The sequence below is a fragment of the Tamlana sp. I1 genome (genome assembly GCF_015355625.1).
Classification (GTDB): Bacteria; Bacteroidota; Bacteroidia; order Flavobacteriales; family Flavobacteriaceae; genus Pseudotamlana.
Map to the genome: position 1 here is coordinate 124219 of NZ_JACLAF010000012.1, position 18028 is coordinate 142246.

The window sequence follows — 18028 nt, forward strand, 5'->3', positions numbered from 1 at the left end:
ATGTACGAAAAAAACAAGAACATAGATTAAACTTAAAAATAATTTAGTTGAAGAAAGCTAGGATTCCAAATTTAACAACCGTTCTGGATTCGGACAATTTTCAGAATAAAAATCTAAATCCTTTTTACTACAAACACCTGGATAATCACCTTTATAATCTTGAATATTTTTTATGATTTGAAAATGCAAATGCGGTGGATAATCCCCGTTGACTGAAGCATCACCAAGACTTCCTATTTTATCACCTTGATTAAAAGGTTGATCTACTTCTATGCTGTTAATGGACGCCAAACTTAAATGGCCGTAAAGTGTATAAAATACATGGCCTCCTACCTCATGCTGTAATATAATAGTTGGGCCATAATCGCCAAAATTCATATTGTTATTAAAACTATGAACCTTACCCGTAATAGGTGTTAAAACGGGTGTGCTCTCAGGACACCAAAAGTCCACACCCAAATGTATATTTCGTGCATCGCGGTTTTCCTCTAAAAAATAAGAACTGCGTTTATAAATATTGCGTACTTCCAAATAACCTCCATAAGCTACTTCGGCCTCATGATTGGCAAGAAAGTTATCGATATAAGCACTAAATTGCTCAACAGAATTCAAATTGACTTTTGAAAAGGCACTATTAGTAACCGATAAATCTATAGGCACATATTTAGAAGCTTCAAAAAGTTTTATAGGCTGCTCTAGGCGTTTAATAATATCTTCTATAACATTTACATCCATGATAACACAAGTTGTTTTAGCATTTATAATTTAAGCGAAGTTTTGTAAAATTAAGCAAAGCAAAATACTGCATTTCACATTGAAATCATAAGTTAACAACATAAATCAAAGCACTAGGTTAAGATGATGCTGACATCATATTTTACTGAAAATTAGTTGTTATTTATAATTCCAGAATATGACATAAAGTAATACTTTTGCAAGATGGAAAGTATGGAACAGGTTACTAAAAAATTACATCGCGCTACAGGCGAGGCCATCAAACAATATACAATGATTGAAGATGGTGATCGTATTATGGTATGTCTTTCTGGTGGAAAAGACAGTTACACCTTGCTTCAAATGTTGTTGCACTTTCAAAAGGTGGCTCCCATTTCTTTTGAAATTATAGCTGTGAATTTAGATCAGAAACAACCTGGTTTCCCTGAACATGTACTTCCTGAATATTTAACTGCTTTAGACGTACCCTATAAAATCATTGAAAAAAACACCTATAAAGTGGTTATGGAAAAAACGCCTGAAGGTAAAACCACCTGCAGCCTCTGTTCCAGATTACGACGTGGTACCCTCTATGAAGCCGCAAAAGATTTAGGCTGTAATAAACTAGCACTAGGTCATCATAGAAATGATATTATTGAAACGTTTTTACTGAATTTCTTTTTTGCCGGTAAACTGGAATCCATGCCTCCAAAATTTAAGAATGATGCTGGCGATTTAATTGTTTTACGTCCGTTAGCCCTTTGCAAAGAATCAGATATTGAAGTTTACGCCCAGCATATGGACTTCCCTATAATTCCTTGTAATTTATGTGGTTCTCAAGAAAATTTGCAGCGTAAAAAAGTAAAGGAAATGATTAGTCAATGGGAAAATGAATTTCCTGACAGAAGTTCGGTTATGCTGAATGCTTTGCAGAATGTATCGCCTTCTCACCTCTTGGATAAGAACATTTATGATTTTGATGTTTTGGAATAGGTTTTTAAAATTATAAAACCCCTGTTTTTTTGTCATTCCGATACGCAATAGGAATCTCATTTAAAAATAGAATATTCCTTAACGAGAAGATTTCTCCTTACGGCGAAATAAAAGTAGCCGTGTGTTATGGGAGATAGAAACTTATCTACTTTATAGGGTGTTCGAGCGGAGTTTAGAATCCTCTATAAATCAATACTCTACGTTATCGGCTTCAAAAAATAAAACCTTAGGTACAATAAATGTGCTGCGGTTGCAATCCTATGTCTATTCGAGTGATGCGACCTTAGGAGCATTGTATCGAGAATCTTATACTAGTAAAATACTATTACGAAGAAAAATTACAACGTTATCAAAAACTTCTCGATACAATTCCGAAGAAAAATCGGAATCACTCGAAGTGACAAAAAAAACGCTATTTCAGTTCTAGAATAGACATAAACTATTACAAATCAAACCTTAAGTACAATAAATGTGCTGCGGTTGCAATCCTTTGTCAATTCGAGTGATGCGACCTTAGGAGCATTGTATCGAGAATCTTATACTAGTTAAAAGACTATTACGAAGAAAAATTACAACGTTATCAAAAACTTCTCGATACAATTCCGAAGAAAAATCGGAATCACTCGAAGTGACAAAAAAACGCTATTTCAGTTCGAGAATAGACATAAACTGTTACAAATCAACACCCTATGTTTTCGATTCCTCTCGAAGACCATATAAACTTCTAGGGATAAGATGCTTCAGTCGTACCTCCTTCTGCATGACAGCGCATAAGCATTTACTAAGAAACCACTTCGCCGTATAAATCGAAATCCTCAGCTTCGATAATTTTTACCTTAGCAAACTCACCGGTTTTTAAATAGGTTTTAGTCGCATCAATTAAAACTTCGTTATCCACATCAGGCGAATCAAACTCGGTACGTCCAACAAAATAATTACCTTCTTTTCTATCGATAACCACTTTAAACTCTTGCCCAATTTTTTGTTGATTCAGCTCCCATGAAATTTGAGATTGAATTTCCATGATTTGATTAGCGCGATCAATTTTCACTTCTTCAGGAACATCATCTTCTAAATTATAGGCATGCGTATTCTCTTCGTGACTATAAGTAAAACAGCCTAAACGTTCAAAACGCATATCGCTTACCCACTGCTTTAATTCTTGGAAATTTGCTTCAGTTTCACCTGGATAACCAACAATCAAAGTCGTTCTAATTGTCATTTCAGGTATTTTAGCACGAAATTCTTGAATTAATTTTGTTGTCTTTTCTTTAGTGGTTCCACGACGCATACTTTTTAGGATATCATCTGAAATATGCTGTAATGGAATATCTAAATAGTTACAAACTTTTGGTTCGCGATTCATAATATCTAAAACATCCATTGGGAATCCCGTTGGAAAGGCATAATGCAAACGAATCCATTCGATACCGTCAACCTTCACTAAGGCTTCAAGTAATTCGGCCAGGTTACGTTTTTTATATAAGTCTAATCCGTAATAAGTTAAATCTTGAGCAATTAAAATCAATTCTTTAACCCCGTTTGCCGCTAATTTTTCAGCTTCAATAACTAAATCTTCAATAGGTGTACTTTTGTGCTTACCACGCATAATTGGAATAGCACAGAAAGAACATGGTCTATCACAACCTTCGGCAATTTTTAAATAAGCATAATTTTTAGGCGTTGTAGTTAAACGCTCACCAATCAATTCATGCTTATAATCGGCACCCAAAGCTTTTAATAGCCCAGGTAGTTCGGTAGTTCCAAAATACTGATCCACATTAGGAATTTCCTTCTGTAAGTCTGGTTTATAACGCTCACTTAAGCAGCCCGTTACAAAAACTTTATCGACTTCACCATCTTCCTTTTTTTGCATATACTCTAAAATGGTGTTCACACTTTCCTCCTTTGCATTGTTAATAAATCCGCAGGTATTAATAACCACCACATTGCCTTCTTCTTCATGCACCACATCTTTTCCGCTAGCTTTTAATTGTCCCATTAAAACCTCACTATCGTAAACGTTTTTGCTACATCCCAGAGTAACCACGTTAATTTTATTTTTCTTTAGAGTTTTTGTACGCATAATTTGAATAAATCAGGGCGCAAAGATACGGAATGATTTAGGATATTAAGTGGCAAAGTGCCAAAGTTTCAGAGTCTCAAAGGCTCAGAGATTCAGAGTTGCAAAGACTCAAAGTTGCACAGTTCCAGAGTTGCTGTGTCTGCAAATGCTGTAGGCTTTAGGTATAGCGTATAAAGTTTATGGCATACAACTGTTTTCCTTAAAGTTACTTAGTGTTAAATCCTAGAATTGATGAGATTCCTGCTTTCGCAGGAATATTGTTACTTAAAAAAAGAATCGACGAATTCGAACTTATTGAAAACTTGTAAATCTTCAATCCCTTCGCCAACACCAATATATTTAACAGGAATTTGAAATTGGTCTGATATACCAATCACCACACCACCTTTTGCAGTACCGTCTAATTTGGTAACAGCTAAAGAAGTCACTTCGGTGGCTGCTGTAAATTGCTTGGCTTGCTCGAAGGCATTTTGACCTGTAGAGCCATCTAAAACCAATAACACATCGTGAGGTGCATCGCCAACTACTTTTTGCATAACGCGTTTCACTTTGGTTAATTCGTTCATTAAGTTTACCTTATTGTGTAAACGACCTGCGGTATCAATAATAATGATATCAGCATTTTGAGTAACTCCAGATTGTAAAGCATCAAAAGCCACAGAAGCTGGATCACTTCCCATTTCTTGACGTATCATAGGTACATCAACACGGTCTGCCCAAACTTGAAGCTGATCAATGGCTGCAGCTCTAAAGGTATCGGCAGCTCCTAAAACAACTTTTAAACCTTGTTTTTTAAATTGGTAAGCAAGTTTTCCGATGGTGGTCGTTTTCCCCACTCCATTTACCCCAACAACCATTAAAACATAAGGTGTTTTTGAGCCATCGGCTTGTTTTGGGAGATTAGGAATTACAAAATCGGTTTCTTCTCCAGAATTTGTTTCACTTAATAAACCTGCGATTTCTTCACGAAGAATTCTGTTAAGTTCATCGGTTCCTAAATATTTATCGTTTAAAACGCGTTCCTCAATACGTTCTATAACTTTTAAAGTTGTATTTACGCCAACATCGCTAGAAACTAAAACTTCTTCAAGATTATCTAAAACATCATCATCGACTTTAGACTTCCCTGCTACAGCTTTACCTAATTTATCAAAAAAACTAGATTTAGATTTTTCTAATCCTTTATCTAAGGTTTCTTTTTTTTCAGAGGAAAATATTTTTTTAAAAAAACTCATGGTTGGGTCGTTTATAAGATGGTTCGTAATTTGTTAACTTACTAATTGCTATGTCAATATCCTTACCACATTTAACAAACTGTTAATATGTCAGGAAACGTAAAATCCATATCAAATATAAAAATAAAAAAGCTGCTTTCGTATAGAAAGCAGCTTATAATATCTTGAAACGAAATGTTTTAGTTTTTAGCTAAAAACTCGTCAACTTTTTCTGGACTCATAATCGATTCAACAAAAACATAAGCTCCAGTTTTAGGAGACTTAACCATTTTTATTGCTTTAGTTAATCTTTTAGATCCTGTTTGTAATGATGCTACTGATTTCTTTGCCATGACCTATATTGGTATTATTGGCATTTTTACGTTTGTAAAAATGTCTAATTATTTAATTTCTTTATGAACTGTCATACGCTTAAGAATAGGATTAAATTTTTTAATCTCCATTCTATCTGGCGTGTTCTTTTTGTTTTTCGTAGTAATATATCTTGAAGTTCCTGGTTGTCCAGATTCTTTGTGCTCTGTGCACTCTAAGATTACTTGTATTCTATTGCCTTTCTTTGCCATGTCTTTTTCTTATTAAATAACTAACAGCTATTATTTTAAAAATCCTTTAGATTTTGCATCTTTAATTGCTGCAGAAATACCAATTTTATTGATAGTTTTTAAAGCAGATGAAGAAACTTTTAAAGTTATCCAGCTGTCTTCTTCTGGAATGTAAAAACGTTTCTTTAACAAATTCGCATTGAATTTTCTTTTCGTTCTGTTTAATGCATGAGACACGTTGTTTCCAACCATTGCCTTCTTTCCTGTAAGTTCACAAACTCTTGACATTCTATATAACTTTAATTTCTTGTTGCTTAAAATCGAGGTGCAAATATACAAATACTTTATATTCTAACAACGAAAATTTAATCAATTTTTAAAAATTTCTTTCAGTAGCATTTCTAAAGCCTTATTTACGGCCTTATTTACCACTTTAATTCTTGAGTTTCCAAAGTTAAATTCCTGAGAATAAACGCCGTTTTCTGTAGCAATAGCAATAAAAACAGTGCCTACTTCGGCATCCGAATCGCCTTTTTCTGGCCCTGCATTTCCTGTGGTTGCAACCCCATAATCCGACTGAAATAATTTTCGTGCATTACGTGCCATAGCCTCTGCAACTTGCGCACTAACTACTGAAAATTGATCTATTTTCGATTTTGAAACCTTTAAAACATTAATTTTTGACTCTGTTGAATAGGTTACCAAGCCGCCTTTAAAATATGCTGAAGCACCAGGGTTTGCCGTAAATCGCTCGGCAACAGAACCACCAGTGCAACTTTCGGCTATAGCCAAGGTTTTACCTATTTTAGTGAGTTGCTTGGCAATTATAATTTCAACCGACCCTTCTTCATCTTCCAAACCAGCAAACTCTTCTTTTATTAAAGGAATTACCTGATCTATTTGATTTTGAACTTCCTTTTTAAGAAATTCACCATCAAATCCTTTGGTAGATAAACGCAAACGCATAAGCCCTAAACTAGGTAAATAAGCTAATTTTATATGTGATGGCAAAGCATCTTCCCAAACTTCAATTCTATCAGCTAAGGCGCTTTCTCCTATACCGTAAACCAAAAGTGTTTTATGAAGAATGTAAGGGCATTTATATTTCTTTTTTAACTTAGGAATAACCTCGTTTTGTATAAGGTTTTCCATTTCGTAAGGCACACCTGGAAGCGAAATAAAGACTTTTTCATCTTTTTCCATCCACATGCCAGGAGCAGTTCCCAAAGTATTCATTAAAACCTTGGATTGTGAAGGCACTAGTGCTTGATCTTTATTAACTTGAAGCAATTGGGTTCTAACATGTTGACTCCAAATGGATTCTATATTTTTTAAAACCGATGGCTCTAAAACTAAGGTATCGTTAAAATATTCGGCAATTGTTTTTTTCGTGATATCATCTTTGGTTGGTCCTAGGCCACCTGTAAGAATGATTATGTCAACATTGTTTTCGGCTTCTTTTAAAGCGTTTAAAATATGTTCTTTATCATCCTGAATGGAAGTGATTTGATAAACCGAAACTCCAATTTTATTAAGATGTTTGGCTATAAACGCAGAATTTGTATCAATAACCTGACCAATTAGAAGTTCGTCGCCAATGGTTATTATTTCTGCTGTCATTATAAACTAAAATCTGACTTTATTTCGGCTACTGTATTATCTACCGCAGTAAGTACTGTATTTAATTGTGTTGTAATATCTTGGTCGCGTTTTTCGAATTTACCCCAATCTTGAACTTCAATTAAGGTATCTAAAATGCCTAATTCAAATAAATCGATGGTTGGCTTCATTTTATGTGCAGCTTGATAGGCATTATAATAATCTTTCTCTGAAACTGCTTTTTTTAACCTTTCGGCATCTTCTGGCACTTCTACTAAAAAAGCCTCAGCTAAAGCGGCGATAAAATCTTCATCATTATCGGCCAATTCTCTTACTCTAAATAATTTGTAATGCTGCTCCATTTATTTTACTGTTATCGAAAACATTTCTCGGTCTTCTAAAAATCCTGTTAGTTTATCATTTGCACAAACACGGCTAACGCCTGCGGGCGTGCCCGTAAATATAATATCTCCAATCTTTAAAGTAAAATATTTCGACACATATTCTATGATTTCATCAATTTTCCATAGCATGTGCCTTGTATTTCCGATTTGTACAGAATTTTCGTTCTTTTTTAAAGAAAATGACATATTATTTATGTCAGCAAATTCATCTTTAGAGATCCATTGTCCAATAACAGCTGCCCCATCAAAAGATTTTGCCTTTTCCCATGGCAATCCTTTAGCCTTTAACCGACTTTGTAAATCGCGTGCCGTAAAATCGATACCCAAACTAATATCATTATAATACTTATGCGCAAATTTCTTATCGATATGCTTCCCGACCCTATTTATTTTTACCAATACTTCCACTTCATGATGCACATCATCTGAAAAATCGGGAATAAAAAAAGGTTGTTTTTTTAGAAGAATTGCCGTGTCTGGTTTAATAAAAATTACTGGTTCTGAAGGCTTTTCGTTTTCCAGTTCGTTAATATGTTCGGTATAATTACGACCAATGCAGATAAGTTTCACTCGAATTATTTTTTGATTGATTATTGATTAGTGTCTATTGAGAATAACAAATCGTCAATTTTTCATTGCTCATTGATAATTGATAATTGATAATTGCTCATTGATAATTGCTCATTGATAATTGTTCATTGCAAAGAATCAACTACCCTAACTTATTATTAAAACTTCTCAATTTTATGGCAGTTAACACTTTTTTGGTATACAACGGGAAATCGGCATTTAATAACCATCCAAAATAACCTGGTTCTTTCTCTAAAACCTCGGTTACCAATTTACCTTTATGCTTTCCGAAAGAAAAACATTCCTCACCTTTTTTATTGAAAGCGATAAAACCTGCAAAATCGGCAAACTTTTTTCGTGAACTAAACTCTGCCAAAAACTTGGTATCATTTTCAAGTTCATCATATTTTGAAAGTTGTGCTTTTAAAACTTCGTATGTCGCCATGGTATCGGCTTCAGCACTATGCGCATCATCTAAATTTTTATCACAATAGAATTTATAAGCCGCACTTAAAGTACGCTGTTCCATTTTATGAAAAATAGTTTGCACATCAACAGCTAAACGATTTTTCATATCGAAATCTACCTCAGCTCTCAACATTTCTTCAGCCAATAAAGGAATATCAAATCGGTTGGAATTAAAACCACCCAAATCAGAATCTTTAATCATGTTATAAACATCCTTAGCCAATTCTTTAAAAGTAGGCTCGTTAGCCACTTTTTCATTTGAAATACCATGAATAGCAGTTACCTCGGCAGGAATTGGCATTTCTGGGTTTACCAACCACGTTTTACTTTCTTTATTTCCGTTTGGAAACACTTTTAATATTGAAATTTCAACGATACGATCGGTTGTAATATTGATTCCTGTGGTTTCTAAATCGAAAAAACAGATGGGTTTGCTAAGGTTTAACTGCATGAGTTTGCTTTATAAGTTCAATAAATAGTTGTTTTCACAAAAATAAAAAAACCTAACCGTTTAATGGTTAGGTTTTGTAATTGTTTATGTTGAAGTTTTTAAACCTCTCTTTGGCTGTCCCAAGCCTCTAGATAATCTTTCACAGATTTTACAAACATACCGCCAAGTGCACCGTTAACAACGCGATGGTCGTAAGAATGTGACAAGAACATTTTGTAACGAATCCCTATAAAATCCCCCTCTGGGGTTTCTATAACCGCTGGCACTTTACGAATGGCTCCTAGGGCTAAAATACCCACTTGTGGCTGATTAATTATAGGCGTTCCCATAATACTACCAAATGTTCCAACATTGGTAACGGTATATGTACCGCCTTGAATTTCGTCTGGTTTTAATTTATTTTGGCGCGCTCGGTTGGCTAAATCATTCACCTGTTTTGTCATACCCACCAAATTAAGTTGATCGGCATTTTTTATAACAGGCACAATTAAATTACCATCTGGCAAAGCTGCTGCCATTCCTAAATTGATATTTTTCTTCTTTATAATGGTATTACCTTGCACAGAAATATTCATCATAGGATGATCGCGTAGCGCTTTAGCAATAACTTCCATAAAAATGGGAGTAAAAGTTAAATTTTCACCTTCACGTTTCATAAAGCCATCCTTTACTTTCTTTCTCCAATTCCAAACATTGGTAACATCGGCTTCAATAAAACTCTGTACATGAGCCGAACTTTGTAGCGAATCAATCATATGATTTGCTACAAGTTTTCCCATTCTAGACATTTCGATAATTTCATCTTCGCCACTAGCAATTACAGGAGCAACTTCTGGTTTAGTATCTGCAACTGGTTTAGTTTGAACAGCAGGCGTTTCAACTTTAGAAACTACAGGTTGTTGCTTGGTATCTTTATTTTGAATATAATTTAAAATATCACTTTTAGTAACGCGCCCTTCACTTCCTGATCCAACAATGGCATCTAATTCTGCTTGTGAAACCCCTTCAGCTTTTGCAATATTTCTAACTAAAGGCGAGTAAAATCTATCGCCACTTGTAATCGCTGGCGCTACTGTTTCTTTAACAGTTGTAATGGTTTGTGTAATTTCTTCAACTGCTTTTTCTTGTGCTTCAGTAATTTCTACAGTTTCATCTTCACTGGAATCATTTTCAGCTTCCTCTTCACCAGCGGTTTCAATAATAGCTAAAACTTGCCCTACTTGAACTACATCGTCCACATCAAAAAAGCGCTCTAAAATCACGCCATCAACTTCACTAGGCACTTCGCTATCTACTTTATCTGTTGCAATTTCTAGTACGGGATCGTCCATTTCAATAGAGTCTCCAACCTCTTTTAACCAAGATGTTATGGTTGCTTCTGCAACACTTTCTCCCATTTTCGGTAACTTAAGTTCGAACTTTGCCATATTAATAATGTAATACTTGATTTTGAATTTACAGTTGCAAAATTACTGAAAATACACGAGTTCCTTTAGATTATTTTCAGTAAAAACTATTAAAAACATATAATCTCACCTCTAACTCCACCTGTATCACTACCTAATATAAAATTTGATTTATTTGGAAGTATTTTAAATGTAATCCCTTTACTTTTTGAAAAACTAGCTTCTATAATCGTAATGATCTCTTTGTAAGTCAGATAATTTGCATCGAAAATAACTTCGGTGTTTTTGGCTTCTACATCAATATTTTTACGTAAAACTAAAGGTTTTTTTAGGCTGTTTTTTAGAGATTCGTTTACTTTATCTGAAACAAAAAGATATTGACTAACACGTTTCTTTTTAATTTTAGGCACACGTCGTAACACATAGAAAAATTTGATACCTAACCAAACCATCATATCGAATAACAGATTGGTTTTAAAATGCTTTTCATAAAAAATTTGCATGGCGCCATAAAATTTTCTGGCGTAAAACTTATCTTTTAAGGTACTTTCTCCTTTGTAATGAATCACTGTTGTTTCGCCAAAATAATAGTTTCTATAGCCAGCTTTTTGGACTTTATAAGACAAGTCGATATCCTCGCCATACATGAAATAATCTTCATCGAAACCATGAATTTCATTGTAAACCGAGCGTTTTAAAAGCATAAAAGCACCTACTAAAATTTCAACGTGACCAATTTCATTTTCACCCAAATGATTGGCATAATATTCTTTAGAGTTACCACACATTTTCTTCAACGCGACATGAACGTAAGGAATATTACGTTTACTTTCAGGCAAAAACACACCTGAACCATTAATAAGTTTACAGCCAACGATGCCTAATTTACTCTTGGTGTCTGCAAATTGTAATAATTTGATAAAAGTATCTTCGGCAACAACTGTATCTGGATTTAAAATACAGAGATATTCGCCTTTAGCGCGTGCTACCCCAATATTGTTCCCTTTAGAAAACCCCCCGTTTATTTTGTTTTCGATAAGAATAACCTCTGGAAATAAACCTTTAACCATTTGACAGCTATCATCACTTGAATTATTATCGACAACAATAATTTCTGAATTTAGATTTACGGTAGCAGCTTGCGCACTTTTTAGACAAAGTTCTAAAAAATGACGCACGTTGTAATTTAATATAACGATTGAGAGTTTCACGAGAGCGTTTAAATGTTTATTAAAAGATCAAGTGGAATGCTTCGTTAGATGTAGAATGTTTTATTAATTGAGTAGTTTTTTTTATCACGCTTAGTTAGTTTCTATAGTTTTAATGAATTTTCAAAAGGCACTCGATTTACAATACTTCTACTTAAAGTGACTTCATCAGCATATTCCAATTCATCTCCAACCGAAATCCCTCTTGCAATGGTTGAAGTAAAAATTTTATAGTCCTGAATCTGTTTATAAATATAAAAATTGGTCGTGTCACCTTCCATGGTTGAACTTAACGCAAAAAACAGTTCTTTTATTTTACCTGCTTTAACTTTTTCTACCAAAGACTCAATATTTAGGTCGTGAGGTCCCACACCATCCATTGGCGAAATTTTTCCTCCCAACACATGATATAGTCCTTTAAAAGAGCTTGTGTTTTCAATAGCCATAACATCCCTAATATCTTCAACCACGCAAATTAAGCTGGTATCTCTACTTGGATTAGCACAAATTTCGCAAAGTTCAACATCACTTATATTGTGGCAAGATTTGCAAAACTTAATAGCTTCGCGCATGGTTCGTAAAGCTTCAACCAAAGCAATTGTTTGATCTTTTGGCTGTTTTAACATATGCAAAACCAAACGTAATGCCGTACGTTTACCTATGCCAGGCAACTGAGACATTTCGTTTACAGCACGTTCTAATATTTTGGATGAAAATTCCATGGCTGCGAATTTAACATTTTTTAAAAGATTATAAAGGAAACCACTAAAAGAATAAAATCCTAGTTGTTAAGTCATAGACTGAAAACATATTTTGTATTTTGGCATCAAAATTAAGTTAAATGACGCCTACTCAAATTCTCCTGCTTATCTCTGCTTATTTTGTAGTTCTAATTTTAATTTCCTACTTCACAGGGAAAGAAGACAGCAACGAAGCCTTTTTTAAAGCCAATAAATCGGCACCTTGGTATTTAGTGGCTTTCGGGATGATTGGCGCATCGCTTTCTGGGGTTACTTTTATTTCTGTTCCTGGCGCTGTAGAAGTAAAGCAATTTGGGTATTTACAAGTGGTTTTTGGCTACTTTTTTGGCTATTTAGTCATTGCTTATGTGCTTTTACCTATTTATTACAAACTAAATTTAACCTCGATTTACACCTATTTAAGAGATCGTTTTGGGAATGTGAGCTACAAAACAGGATCGGTAGCTTTTTTAATATCACGTATTGTTGGTGCGGCGTTTAGACTGTTTTTGGTTGCTAAAGTTTTACAATTATTGGTATTCGACCAATACGGTATTCCGTTTACCATAACCGTAATTATTACCATTGCTTTAATTTGGTTGTACACCTTTAAAGGTGGGATTAAAACCATCATTTTTACCGACACATTGCAAACCCTTTTTATGCTGATTTCTGTCGTGGTTACCATCGCATTTTTAGCTTCGGCATTAGATTTACATGGCATTTCTAAAATTTACACGAATGTGAAAGAAAGTAGCATGAGTAAAGTTTTCTTTTTTGATGATGTTAATGATGCGCAATATTTCTTCAAAAGTTTTCTAGCAGGAATGTTTATTACCATAACTATGACAGGTTTAGATCAAGATATGATGCAAAAAAACCTAACTTGTAAAAACCTAAAAGAAGCACAGAAAAACATGATTTCTTTTAGTGTGATTTTAATTTTTGTGAATATTCTATTTTTGGCATTAGGCTTATTATTAACGCAATACGCTCAAAAAAACGGTATTACTGCTAGTAAAGATGAATTATTTCCAACCATAGCCATGTTGCCAGAAATTGGTATTATCACCTCATCATTTTTTCTGCTTGGTTTAATTGCTGCAGCCTATTCTAGTGCCGATTCAGCTTTAACCTCATTAACCACCTCTTTTTGTATCGATATTATTGAATTGGATAAAAAACCAAAAGAAATTCAGAAGAAAATTAGAAAACAAACCCACGTTTTTATAAGTATTCTTTTAGTAATCGTGATTGTTTTATTCGATTCTATCTTTAAAGATGTCTCCGTAATCTGGGAATTATTTAAAGCCGCAGGTTACACTTACGGCCCACTGCTCGGTTTGTTTGCTTTTGGAATTATGACCAAAGCAGAACTAAAGGACAAATATGTTTGGATTGTAGCGCTAATCGCTCCCATTATTTCTTACGCGATAAACGCTTATTCTGTCGATTTATTAAACGGCTACCAAATAGGTTTTGAAATATTAATTGTAAATGGGTTATTAACCTTTTTAGGTTTAGTACTGATTCGTAGACAACAAAACTAATGTACACGCTACTTCATAAAAAATAGCGTTTTCTTTTAAAATATTATAAAATTCAGGGTTTTCGGTACCGGGGTTAAATATAACACGCTCCGGATTTAAACTGAGAATATAATCATAATATTCCTTTTGGTGAGTCGGGTTTAGATATAATGTAACCGTGTGAATGTCTTCATAAGGGAATAGTTCGGTTTCAATATTTACATTCGAAATCTGCCCAGCTTTCAAACCAAAAGCAACAACTTCAACTTTCTGTGCTAACCTTTGAACAGCCAAATACGAATAGCGATCAGGCTTTAAAGACACGCCAAGAACAAGTGTTTTTTTATTCATAATATTTAGAATTAATAAAAAATGAAAATAACTATTTTTAAGACCAAAAACAGATATTTAAACAGAATTAACAAGCTTTTAAGGTTATAATAACAAGTAATATGTTAAAATTTTAATTATTTGCAATAATTATAAATAATCAACGTTACAAAACCATACAATCTAACCAAACACGAATAAATTTTTTAGTTATTAGAGTTAGTCATCTACACCATTAAAAATTCGTCTACTAAGCATTGTATACAAAAGCCCGAAATTCGTTTCGGGCTTTATTTTTGTTAAAAATGTTAAAAATCAAATAGTTATGCAATAATTCTCAATTTAATACGTCTAAGTTATTAAGATTCTTCATCAAGTGTTAGTTGAAGTGGATTAATAGCTAAAAAAAGCTCAAACTGTACAGTTTGAGCTTTTTATATTTTATCCTAAAAATAAGTTTTTTTACCATTTTATTATAGCACTCGCCCAAGTAAAACCACTACCAAAAGCTGCTAACACAACATGATCACCTTCATTTATCTTACCTTCTTCCCAAGCTTCAGTTAGCGCAATAATTACCGAAGCCGCTGTAGTGTTTCCGTATTTCATAATATTATTAAAAACCTGGTGATCTTTCAATCCAAATTTATTCTGAATAAATTGCGCAATACGTAAATTGGCTTGATGCGGAATTAACAAATCGATATCCTCTTTCTTTAAGCCATTTTTAATTAAACCTTCCATAATCACTTCACTAAATCGTACAACGGCATGTTTAAAAACAAAAGTACCATCCATGTACGGGAAATAGGAAATATCTTCTTCTTCAGACTCTAAAATCTCAGGCACCCAATGCGCTATACTTGGTGATTCCACAATTAATTTATCGGCATATTTACCTTCACTATGTAAATGTGTTGACAAAATACCTTTAGTATTATCCTCCTCTCTAGATAACACGCATGCCCCTGCTCCATCACCAAAAATAACCGAAACACCGCGCCCACGAGTAGTTTTATCTAAACCGTTACTATGGTACTCGGCTCCAATAACCAACACATTTTTATACATGCCTGTTTTTATAAACTGATCGGCCACCGAAATAGCATACACAAAGCCCGAACATTGATTTCTAACATCTAGAGCGCCTACGGTTGGCATGTCCAACATATCCTGAATTTGCACGCCACAACCTGGAAAATAATAATCGGGACTTAAGGTCGCAAAAACGATAAAATCGATATCATCTTTGGTTAATCCAGCACGTTCAATAGCAATTCTAGAAGCTTTCGCCCCCATAACTGCCGATGTGTCTTCTGTACCTTTTTCAATCCAACGACGTTCTTTTATGCCTGTTCGTTCTTGAATCCATGCATCATTAGTATCCATCAATTTCGCCAAATCATCATTGGTTACAACATTATCTGGCAAATATTTCCCTAAGCCTATTATTTTAGAATTGTACATCTTCAAAACTTGTTTTTATATTTCATCACCCTCATAGTTTCGGGAGAAGACTTTTTTATTCATAACCAAAATACAAAATAATACGTTCAAAAAAGAATCCTTCAATTTGTTTTACAAAGTGTCAGTTTGTCATATTTAATCAATTGGCATTTTTGTTGCCTAATGGAGTACAGTAGTTAAACTATAAATTAATTAGATTCTCTTTTCAAGGGAATGAAAAATAAATTATTATCATGACAAAAGGAAACATTAATGTATCGGTAGAGAATATCTTTCCTCTCATTAAAAAATTCTTGTACAGCGATCACGAAATCTTTTTACGTGAGCTTATTAGTAACGCCACAGATGCGACTTTAAAATTAAAACATTTAACCAATATTGGTGAAGCTAAAGTAGAATACGGCAACCCGAAAATTGAAGTTAAAATAGATAAAGCAGGTAAAAAACTTCATATTATAGACCAAGGTTTGGGTATGACTGCCGAAGAGGTAGAAAAATACATTAACCAAGTGGCCTTTTCTGGAGCTGAAGAGTTTCTAGACAAATACAAAGATTCTGCTAAAGATTCAGGTATTATTGGTCATTTCGGACTTGGATTCTACTCTGCGTTTATGGTGGCTGAAAAAGTTGAAATCATCACCAAATCGTTCAAAGACGCCCCTGCAGCACATTGGACTTGCGACGGATCACCAGAATTTACTTTAGAACCTGCTGATAAAACAGATAGAGGTACTGAAATCATTCTTCATATCGCTGAAGACTCAACGGAGTTTTTAGAAGACAGCAAAATTAGCGAGCTACTTTTAAAATACAACAAGTTCATGCCAGTGCCAATTAAATTTGGAACTAAGGAAATTAACGATCCTGAGCACGAACCACAAACCGTAAAAGGTGAAGACGGTAAAGAAACCAAAGAACCTCACAGAAAAATTACGGTTGATAACATTATTAACAACCCAAATCCAGCTTGGACAAAGCAGCCAGCAGATTTAAAAGAAGAAGATTACACTGGATTTTACCGTGAATTGTACCCAATGCAATTCGAAGAGCCTTTATTCAACATCCATTTAAATGTTGATTACCCGTTCAACTTAACAGGGATTTTATACTTCCCTAAATTGTCGAACGACATGCAAATGCAAAAGGACAAAATTCAACTGTACCAAAACCAAGTTTTTGTAACGGACAATGTTGAAGGTATTGTTCCAGAATTTTTAACCATGTTACGTGGTGTTATCGATTCGCCAGACATTCCGTTAAACGTTTCGCGTTCTTATTTACAAGCCGATGGTGCTGTAAAAAAGATTTCATCTTACATTACTAGAAAAGTTGCCGATAAGTTAAAGTCACTTTTCAATGCTAATCGTGAAGATTTTGAAGCGAAATGGAATGATATTAAAATCGTCATTGAATACGGTATGCTTTCTGAAGAAAAATTCTTCGAAAAAGCCGAAGCCTTTGCTTTATACCCAACGGTTGATGGTAAATTCTATACTTACGAAGAGCTTTTCAATAAAATTAAAGCCAATCAAACCGATAAAGATGGTAAGTTAGTAATTCTTTACGCTTCAGATAAAGATGCACAACACAGTTACATCGAATCGGCTAAAGCCAAAGATTATGAAGTGTTATTATTAGATTCTCCAATAATTTCACACTTAATTCAGAAATTAGAAAGCACTAAAGAAAACATTACGTTTGCTCGTGTGGATGGTGATCACATCAATAATTTAATTAAGAAAGATGAAAATACCATCTCTAAATTAGATGAAGATCAAACGAAAGCTTTAGATGAATTATTAAAAGAAGTGATTCCTTCTGAAAAGTTCACCGTACAATTGGAAGCTATGGATAGCAACGAATCGCCATTTACTATTACACAACCAGAGTTTATGCGTCGTATGAAAGAAATGCAAGCTACAGGCGGAGGCGGCATGAATATGTTTGGTAATATGCCAGAAATGTACAATTTAGTGGTAAACACAAACTCGGAATTGGTGAGCGAAATTCTTGAAACTAAAACAAAAAAGAAACAAGAACGATTAATCAATCAAAGTTTAGATTTAGCACGATTATCTCAAGGCTTACTTAAAGGTGAAGAACTCACAAACTTCATTAAACGTAGCTACGAAATGATAAAATAGCATCATACTTTTTTCGCTTTCGCGGAATAAAAAACCCAAAACCACTCTGATTTCTCAAAGTGGTTTTTTTTATGATTTTTTTAAGGAATATTTTTTCAATCTTTACGCAACCTTTTATAAAATAAGGCATCTATTAATTAAC

18 protein-coding genes are annotated in these 18028 nt (G+C 34.0%); 3 read left to right on the top strand and 15 right to left on the bottom strand.

Annotated elements, in window-relative coordinates; translation table 11 throughout:
- Positions 1-57: 57 nt before the first annotated feature.
- A complete protein-coding gene (locus tag H6X70_RS12445) occupies positions 58-735 on the bottom strand; it encodes a peptidoglycan DD-metalloendopeptidase family protein (protein WP_194768017.1) in 678 nt (225 codons plus the stop codon).
- 204 nt (positions 736-939) lie between these two features.
- On the opposite strand from H6X70_RS12445, the gene ttcA reads away from it, so the two are divergent.
- Positions 940-1707: a tRNA 2-thiocytidine(32) synthetase TtcA gene (gene ttcA / locus H6X70_RS12450; protein WP_194768018.1), complete on the top strand. Its 768-nt coding sequence runs from the start codon at positions 940-942 to the stop codon at positions 1705-1707.
- 781 nt (positions 1708-2488) lie between these two features.
- Here the strand turns inward: ttcA and rimO are convergent.
- From rimO to recR, 12 genes are all read right to left on the bottom strand, one after another.
- Positions 2489-3793 (bottom strand): 30S ribosomal protein S12 methylthiotransferase RimO, encoded by a 1305-nt coding sequence (rimO, locus tag H6X70_RS12455; RefSeq protein ID WP_194768019.1) that lies wholly within the window; start codon positions 3791-3793, stop codon positions 2489-2491.
- A gap of 260 nt (positions 3794-4053) precedes the next feature.
- A complete protein-coding gene (ftsY, locus tag H6X70_RS12460) occupies positions 4054-5028 on the bottom strand; it encodes a signal recognition particle-docking protein FtsY (RefSeq protein ID WP_194768020.1) in 975 nt (324 codons plus the stop codon).
- Between the two features lie 179 nt (positions 5029-5207).
- The gene (locus H6X70_RS12465) at positions 5208-5360 is read right to left on the bottom strand and encodes a DUF4295 domain-containing protein (protein WP_194768021.1); all 153 of its coding nucleotides are present in this window, start codon (positions 5358-5360) and stop codon (positions 5208-5210) included.
- 48 nt (positions 5361-5408) lie between these two features.
- Complete coding sequence (rpmG, locus tag H6X70_RS12470) at positions 5409-5591, bottom strand: 50S ribosomal protein L33 (protein WP_007648529.1); 183 nt, start codon at positions 5589-5591, stop codon at positions 5409-5411.
- Between the two features lie 30 nt (positions 5592-5621).
- On the bottom strand, positions 5622-5858 hold the full coding sequence (gene rpmB, locus H6X70_RS12475; protein WP_194768022.1) for a 50S ribosomal protein L28: 237 nt from the start codon (positions 5856-5858) through the stop codon (positions 5622-5624).
- Between the two features lie 81 nt (positions 5859-5939).
- Positions 5940-7190 (bottom strand): competence/damage-inducible protein A, encoded by a 1251-nt coding sequence (locus H6X70_RS12480; RefSeq protein ID WP_194768023.1) that lies wholly within the window; start codon positions 7188-7190, stop codon positions 5940-5942.
- Positions 7190-7531 carry an Hpt domain-containing protein gene (locus tag H6X70_RS12485; protein ID WP_194768024.1) on the bottom strand — a complete coding sequence of 114 codons (342 nt, stop codon included), beginning with the start codon at positions 7529-7531 and terminating at the stop codon, positions 7190-7192. Before H6X70_RS12485 ends, H6X70_RS12480 begins: the two co-directional genes overlap by 1 nt.
- On the bottom strand, positions 7532-8143 hold the full coding sequence (locus H6X70_RS12490) for a fumarylacetoacetate hydrolase family protein (protein ID WP_194768025.1): 612 nt from the start codon (positions 8141-8143) through the stop codon (positions 7532-7534).
- A 142-nt stretch (positions 8144-8285) separates the two neighbouring features.
- Positions 8286-9062: a 3'-5' exonuclease gene (locus H6X70_RS12495; protein WP_194768026.1), complete on the bottom strand. Its 777-nt coding sequence runs from the start codon at positions 9060-9062 to the stop codon at positions 8286-8288.
- Between the two features lie 98 nt (positions 9063-9160).
- On the bottom strand, positions 9161-10489 hold the full coding sequence (locus H6X70_RS12500; RefSeq protein ID WP_194768027.1) for a dihydrolipoamide acetyltransferase family protein: 1329 nt from the start codon (positions 10487-10489) through the stop codon (positions 9161-9163).
- An 89-nt stretch (positions 10490-10578) separates the two neighbouring features.
- Positions 10579-11679, bottom strand: coding sequence for a glycosyltransferase family 2 protein (locus H6X70_RS12505; protein WP_194768028.1), 1101 nt, complete (start codon positions 11677-11679; stop codon positions 10579-10581).
- 101 nt (positions 11680-11780) lie between these two features.
- Positions 11781-12398 carry a recombination mediator RecR gene (gene recR, locus H6X70_RS12510; protein WP_194768029.1) on the bottom strand — a complete coding sequence of 206 codons (618 nt, stop codon included), beginning with the start codon at positions 12396-12398 and terminating at the stop codon, positions 11781-11783.
- A gap of 119 nt (positions 12399-12517) precedes the next feature.
- Between recR and H6X70_RS12515 the strand changes: the two genes are divergently transcribed.
- On the top strand, positions 12518-13966 hold the full coding sequence (locus tag H6X70_RS12515) for a sodium:solute symporter (RefSeq protein ID WP_194768030.1): 1449 nt from the start codon (positions 12518-12520) through the stop codon (positions 13964-13966).
- Here the strand turns inward: H6X70_RS12515 and H6X70_RS12520 are convergent.
- Entirely contained in the window at positions 13937-14296 is a 360-nt protein-coding gene (locus H6X70_RS12520; RefSeq protein WP_194768031.1) for a CoA-binding protein, read from the bottom strand. The genes H6X70_RS12515 and H6X70_RS12520 overlap by 30 nt on opposite strands.
- A 441-nt stretch (positions 14297-14737) precedes the next feature.
- A complete protein-coding gene (locus H6X70_RS12525; RefSeq protein ID WP_194768032.1) occupies positions 14738-15742 on the bottom strand; it encodes a 3-oxoacyl-ACP synthase III family protein in 1005 nt (334 codons plus the stop codon).
- Positions 15743-15975: 233 nt separating this feature from the next.
- Here H6X70_RS12525 and htpG point away from each other — a divergent pair, with 233 nt between their 5' ends.
- Positions 15976-17886 carry a molecular chaperone HtpG gene (gene htpG / locus H6X70_RS12530; RefSeq protein WP_194768033.1) on the top strand — a complete coding sequence of 637 codons (1911 nt, stop codon included), beginning with the start codon at positions 15976-15978 and terminating at the stop codon, positions 17884-17886.
- The last annotated feature ends 142 nt before the right edge of the window (positions 17887-18028 follow it).